General features: G+C 48.0%; 6 protein-coding genes and 1 pseudogene. 1 reads left to right on the top strand and 6 read right to left on the bottom strand.

All coding sequences use genetic code 11. The features are described 5' to 3' along the window. Positions 1 to 5 precede the first annotated feature (5 nt). The 3 genes and pseudogenes from ATN88_RS11185 to ATN88_RS11195 form a co-directional block, all read right to left on the bottom strand. Positions 6 to 956 carry an iron chelate uptake ABC transporter family permease subunit gene (locus ATN88_RS11185; RefSeq protein WP_067415556.1) on the bottom strand — a complete coding sequence of 317 codons (951 nt, stop codon included), beginning with the start codon at positions 954 to 956 and terminating at the stop codon, positions 6 to 8. After that, positions 943 to 1883 (bottom strand): annotated as a pseudogene (gene vctD, locus ATN88_RS11190) (iron chelate uptake ABC transporter permease subunit VctD). Before vctD ends, ATN88_RS11185 begins: the two are co-directional and overlap by 14 nt. 29 nt (positions 1884 to 1912) lie before the next feature. Continuing rightward, positions 1913 to 2824: a siderophore ABC transporter substrate-binding protein gene (locus ATN88_RS11195; protein ID WP_067415559.1), complete on the bottom strand. Its 912-nt coding sequence runs from the start codon at positions 2822 to 2824 to the stop codon at positions 1913 to 1915. A 382-nt stretch (positions 2825 to 3206) separates the two neighbouring features. Here ATN88_RS11195 and ATN88_RS11200 point away from each other — a divergent pair, with 382 nt between their 5' ends. Continuing rightward, positions 3207 to 3587, top strand: coding sequence for a DUF805 domain-containing protein (locus ATN88_RS11200; RefSeq protein WP_067415562.1), 381 nt, complete (start codon positions 3207 to 3209; stop codon positions 3585 to 3587). A 6-nt stretch (positions 3588 to 3593) separates the two neighbouring features. On the opposite strand, the gene ATN88_RS11205 is transcribed toward ATN88_RS11200, so the two are convergent. The 3 genes from ATN88_RS11205 to ATN88_RS11215 all read right to left on the bottom strand — a co-directional run. Then, entirely contained in the window at positions 3594 to 4706 is a 1113-nt protein-coding gene (locus ATN88_RS11205) for a flavin monoamine oxidase family protein (protein WP_067415565.1), read from the bottom strand. Between the two features lie 15 nt (positions 4707 to 4721). Next, a complete protein-coding gene (locus ATN88_RS11210; RefSeq protein ID WP_067415568.1) occupies positions 4722 to 5396 on the bottom strand; it encodes an SDR family NAD(P)-dependent oxidoreductase in 675 nt (224 codons plus the stop codon). A 158-nt stretch (positions 5397 to 5554) separates the two neighbouring features. Continuing rightward, positions 5555 to 6629: calcium-binding protein (locus ATN88_RS11215; RefSeq protein WP_067415571.1), on the bottom strand; the 1075-nt coding region annotated here is incomplete at its 5' end.

Raw genomic sequence — 6629 nt, forward strand, 5'->3', positions numbered from 1 at the left:
TGGGTTTAAACAATCCTGTTTTTCAGCAGCATCCAGATGAAATAGGCACCGCCAACAAAGTTCACCACGACGCTTAAAGTGGTTTCAAACTGAAAGACGTTTTCCACCACCCATTGCCCGACAAGCAGGGTGCAGACAGACATTAGCGAACATCCCACTAGCAACACCTTGTGCTGGTAAGTGCGAAACAGTTCGCGTGTAAGGTTGGTGACCAGAAGGCCAAAGAACATGACTGGGCCAATCAGAGCCGTCGACATGGCAATCAGAATGGAGGAAAGGATGAGCATCTTGCGGGTGGTTTTTTCTACGTCAACGCCCAAGCTGACGGCGTTATCTCTGTCTAACCAGAATACATCTAAGGTGCGGTGAGTGCGAAAAAGCAGGAAACTTACCACCAAGAGTAACGGTACACAGAGATAGACAAGATCGACGTTGATGTTATTGAAACTCGCAAACATCTTACTTTGCACCGCGAGGAACTCGTTTGGGTCCATCAGCATGGTGAGAAACGACGCAGAATTCCCAAACACCTGCCCCAAAATCAGTCCAATAAGGAGTAACACAATCAGGTTGCGTCCACCTTTGGCAAAGTAGAAACCAAACAAGAGCAGGGAGAAAACCACCATCACGGTTGTGGCGATCGCAAAGTTCCAATACGCGTTTACGATGTAGAGGCTGAAGCCGCCAAACAACGCAACCAAAAGCGTTTGTGTCAGCATATAGAGCGCATCGAAGCCCATGATGCTTGGGGTCAGAATGCGATTGTGTGTGATGGTTTGAAAAGTCAGTGATGACAGGGCAACAGCGATTCCTGCCACGATCATGGCAAGTACTTTTGGTACTCGGCGAGAAAGAAAATAGCCGTAATTCGTAGCGCTTAGGCCAAGCCCTATGAACAGGGCTGCAAAGGCAATCGCAGTGAACGCCATTGCCAGCATCTTTTTATTGTCTGACATGGCTAGGCCCTTTGAGGATAAAGTAGATAAACGCAATACCACCCAAAATGCTCACCAGCATGGAAACAGGCACTTCATAAGGAAGATAATAAGGCGGCTTGCGATGTCGCAAGCGAGCACTAACAAAGCACCGAGTGCGGCAACGCGGGGGATGTTTTTTCGAAGGTTATCGCCGTAAAAAAGACTCACCACATTGGGTACGAGCAAGCCAAGAAAAGGCAGCGAACCAACAATCATTACAACACTGGCTGACAGCACAGACACCAACATAACGCCGATGATCAACACTTGTTGATAATTGAGCCCAAGGCCAATAGCGAAGTCTTTTCCCATGCCAACCGCTGAGATTCTTGCTGCATAGAGATAGCTGAATATTGCGATAGGGATAGCGATGTAAAGCAGCTCAAAGTCACCTTCTAAAATGCTGGCAAAATTGGCGACCGTCCAAGCACTGAGCACTTGAATAGCATCATATTTGTAGGCGAGAAATGTTGCTCCCGAGTCAATAATGCTGCCGTAGATAATGCCAATGAGCGGTACAAAGACAGCATTGCGAAATTGGATACGCTGAATCAAGGTGACAAACACCAAGGTGCCAAACATGGCAACACCGAAAATGAGCCAAAGTTGGTTGCCATTGCCGAAGAAAACAAAACTCAACATATAGCCGAGCATGGCGCATTCAATGGTGCCTGTTGTCGAAGGTGCCGCGAATCGGTTTTGACTGATTTGCTGCATGATAAGGCCAGCGATACTGAGGCCAGCTCCCGCCAGCAATATTGCGAGCAACCTTGGTAATCGACTGGTAAAGAAAAGGTTCAAAGCGTCAGGGTTACCTGCGAGCAGAAGTGCAGGCGATAAGTCACTGACACCAATGAACAAAGACACTAGGCTGAGAAAGCCTAGTGGTAGTAATAAAGCGAACAAGATTTACCTCAGAGCTTTAATTAAGAGATTTATAGTGCAACGCTGTTTTGGATGTCTTTAACCATCTGCTCGGTCGCAGTAATGCCGGACATTGCCAGATACCAAGCGTTCAAATCCAAATAGGTCATCTTGCCCGTCTTGTAGGCTTGGGTTGCTTTCACTAAATCATTATCAAAGTCTTCGCGGGTGGTACTTTTGCTCGGGTCGAGTAAGGTATCGCGATCGATAATTAGCAGGGTTTTAGGGTTGGCTTCACGGATAAACTCAAAGGACATCATGTCACCATGGGTGCTGACTTTGATATTTTCGATCGTTTCCTTAAAGCCGAAGTCTCTGTATATGGCAGAGAAGCGAGAGTCTGCACCAAAGGAGGTAAGCTTTCCACCTGAGCTCATCACGGTCAGCGCATTGTTGTCGGTTGCCTGATTGTGTGAGCGGATTGCGTTGATTTGTTCATTCAAGGTCTGAATCTTCTTTTCAACTATTTCTTCTTTACCAAAGATTTTCCCCAGGTTGCGCCATTGTTCTTGGGTGGCATGCCAATAGCCTTTGTCACTATTCGCGGCAAATACCACGGTGGGGGCAATCTTGGACAGTTCTTCGTAGCTTGGTGAACTGCGCGGCCCGACAACAATGATGTCGGGTTGTTGGGTGTAAATTTCCTCAAAATCGGGCTCGAACAAACTCCCAGCATTGGCGTAGTTATCGGATTGGAACTTACTGAGATACGCAGGCGTTTGAGGCAGCGTTTTAGATACGGCAACCGGCTCAATACCTAGCGCGTTAATTGCGTCCATGGCACCTAATCCAATCACAACGACACGTTTTGGAATGCCATCAAGGGTTGTTTTGCCCATCAAATGTTCAATGGTAACGTTTTCCGCGAAGGCTAAAGGAACACTAAATAGGGAAATCAGCCCAGCCAGAAAGAGGTGTTTCATTGCTTACTCCATTAATCAAATGAAAATCATTATCAATAGCGTTCGCAATATACAGCGTGTCTGTGCCATCTTCAACCTTTGCTAAGGTTGGACGCGACAGAAACAGCATTACAATTTTGTATAGGGAGTCAGGCAGTCAGTGAGGGATATTTAGTAAATAGATATAGATGGATAATCATATGAAAATCAGTGAGTAATGTGATGAATCCTGAAAAGTCACATGAAATGTGTCTCAAAAAAAATAAAAGAACACACATAGTGAAGTGACTTCAAAATCCCTTTTTTATTTTGCGGTGCAGGTTGGTTTTGCGACTGTTGAGATTTGATAGCTTCGTTAACTCATTTCACATTTGTCACTTTGATAAAAGGGTAGGGAAGATCGATGAGGTGGTTGTTCGAAGCGTTTCTGAACTATGCGAAGTTTTCTGGACGCGCGCGAAGAAAGGAATACTGGGGCTACTTTATTACGCAGTTCTGTATGTTCTCCGTCTGTTTAACAATAGATATCTATAACCACGGCTTCCCCTCTTTCGACATCCTTCATTATCCCGTGACAGTCACTTGGCTACTGATTTCTATCGTCCCGACATTTGGTGTTGGCGTCAGAAGACTCCATGATCTCAATCTCTCTGGATGGTGGTTGATTTTTGGCGCGATTCCAGGGGTTGCCCTCGTCATCTTTTTCATTGCGTTGTTCCGTGGAACAAAAGGGACGAACCGATATGGCTGCGATCCCATTGGAATTTTCAGTCGTGGCATTTAAAGCCAGTTAATTGCGCGGTAATTGCTTGGTGATCATTGCGTCTACGGCACGTTGTGCGGCATCTAGCGCACCTTCTAGATAGCCGCCGTATTCTCGAGAGCTCTCTGTGCCAGCAAAGAAAACCGTTGAATGATTGCTGTCTTGTTGCACTGCACCGTATAACCCATGCATGACGGCTAAGTCATCGGTAGTGGCGGTAAAGGGCTCTTGAAACCAATCCAGATAATGCACTGCAATCGGTGCGTCAGCCTCTGCCCCAAATAACCTCACGAGTTGCTTTTGAATTAGCGTTTTCAACGTGTCCGTACCGGCGGTTTTCCGCGCTGTGCCGTTTATTCCCACAAATCCCATAATGGCACCGTATTGAGGTTCGCCATTAATTTCTGGTGAGGCGTCATGAATTTCGACCAGCGGGCCAACACTGCTCGACGCAGAACCAGAGAATCCTTTTGCTCGCCAGAACGGTTTTTCATAAAGAAACACTGCCTTGGCGTGGGCTGCCATCCAAGTTTCCGTGCCATCAAGGACGCGCTGAAGTTTGGGATCTAATGGTGGTTCGAAAGCAATGTTTCGGGCAATCAACCTCAATGGCATCGCAAACAGGACATTGTCGGCCTTAAGAGTCATGGTCTCGCCTGCTTTTTCGAGGGTTATGACATAGTAGCCATTGGCATCTTTGGCGATTTGATGGACTTCGCTTTGTAGCTGGTATTTTTGAACCGGGATCTTTGAAGCCAAGCCATCAATGAGAGCTCGCATACCACATTCAAGGCGATAGGTGTCAGGCATGATGTCGTAGCCGAGATTCAACGCCTGCGCAGGCGCATTTCTAACTTTCTCAATCATGTATTGGCCGTCGCCATACTGCTTGTAGCGATTGATACCAAGCGTTTCAATGAGTGCTGAAACACGAGGGTTAACATTCGGCCAAAACCAAGAAGGCCCCATGTCGACACTGGCATTGCTGTTATCTTTTAAACTCGACGACACAATACGGCCACCAAGTCGTTCACGCGCTTCGAGCACGAGGTAGTCGTGTTGCTGTTGCTCTAGAAGGTAGGCTGCATACAGGCCACTTAACCCGCCGCCGACAATGATGGTTTGGTAATGCGTGTTCACGACAAACTCCTCTTATCAGAACGTTTCGTTGTAGGGGCGGATATCGATCTCTTGTGTCCAAGCACTCTTGGGTTGCTTTGCGAGAAATAGATACATGTTTGCAGCGTCTTGCGGTTGAATTGCATTTTCTTCAACGAGGGCAGGGAAGCGTTCACGGCTTTTTTGCGACCAGAGGATCCCATCGATAATGATATGGGCAATGTGGATGTTTTTCGGCTGAAACTCGCGTGCAAGGGATTGAACCAATCCTCGTAAGGCAAACTTTGCAGAAGAAAACGCGCTGAAATTTTTACTGCCACGGATACCTGCTGTTGCGCCCGTAACAAGGAGTGAGCCTTTGCCAGCACTAAGCATGGCCGGCAATACTGCCTGCGCAATGTTAAACGTACTCAAAACTGATGCACGCCAGGTGTTTTCAAAGCGTTCTGCCGTTGTCGTCAGAAACCCATCAATGGTGAGCAATGCGGTGTTGCACACTACAACATCTGGCGTGCCATATTCTCGCTGAATGCGATCAAATGCGTCGTTTACTTCTTGTGCGTTAGTGGTGTCTGCGAGGATGTCGCTTTTTCTTCGGCTGAGGGTGATGACATGGTAGCCATCTTCCTCAAAGCAGTGTTTTAAAGCTTCACCCAGACCTTCACCATAGCCAGCAATGACAGCAAGGGGTTTATCTTTCGCGATGTGCATCGTCGTTTCCTTTTGCCGGAGAGTCTGCGTGGAATATTGCACACAGCGGCTGAGGTGACGAGGCAGGAAAAGTTGGTGAGTGCCATAGATTTTCTTTAGCGGTAAAAAAGCCAGACGATGAAGCATCGTCTGGCTTTGATCAGAACCTAGGCGGGAGATTAGACAAAGTGGAACATGTCTGAACTCACATCATTGACGGAGAAATTCTCCAGTGTGATGTAGGCTTTCCCGTTGTTAATCGACATCACGGTGTTGGCACCGTCTGCCCAGTAGGAAATCTGATTGAATTTCCACGCGAGCGAGTCATCGATTTGGATGGTGTCTTGACGCTTATTGAAATCGGCAATGACATCCGAACCTGCCCATGCTTCGAAATAGAAGGTGTCATGATGCTTACCACCAATCAAACGGTCGTTTCCACTGCCACCATTTAGGAAGTCACAACCATTGTCACCGATTAAAGTGTCACAGCCTCCGTCGCCCCACAGGTAGTCGTTGTCGTTACCACCGCTGATGTAGTCGTGGCCTTCGCCACCATAGAGATGGTCGGTTTCGTTGTCGCCGTAAATGGTGTCGCTACCATTACCACCCAGAATGGTATCCTTGTTGCCTTCACCGCGGAGGTAGTCGTTGCTGTCGCCACCATCGAGGTAATCAGCACCATATCCACCATACAATTGGTCTGCACCGACGCCACCGTATAGCTTATCGCCGCCATCACCACCCCAGAGTTTATCCGCACCGCGATCACCAATCAGTGTGTCTGCACCGCGGTCGCCGTAGAGGTGATCGTCGCCGTGATTACCATTGAGGTAGTCAGCATCATCACCGCCCCAGAGGAAGTCGTTGTCGTTACCGCCTTCAATATGGTCGTTACCTGCATCCCCATAAAGGTGGTCGGTTTCATTGCCACCATAGATCCAGTCGTTACCGGCACCACCTCTAACGGTGTCTTGATTCCCTTCACCACGCAGGTAGTCATTACCATTGCCGCCGTCTAGATAGTCAGCACCATAACCACCGTAAAGGGTATCGTTGCCTTCTTGGCCGTATAGCTTGTCGCCAGCGTCTTGACCATAGAGCTTGTCGTCGCCGTTGCCGCCGTACAAGGTATCGTGGCCACCTTCACCGTAGAGAACGTCATTGTGGTTGCCACCATCAAGGAGGTCTCCACCCGTGCCACCGATCAATACGTCATTGCCATCTTCACCATAAAGTGAGTCATTACCGTTA

The sequence above is a fragment of the Enterovibrio coralii genome, from assembly GCF_001559595.1.
Classification (GTDB): Bacteria; Pseudomonadota; Gammaproteobacteria; order Enterobacterales; family Vibrionaceae; genus Enterovibrio; species Enterovibrio coralii.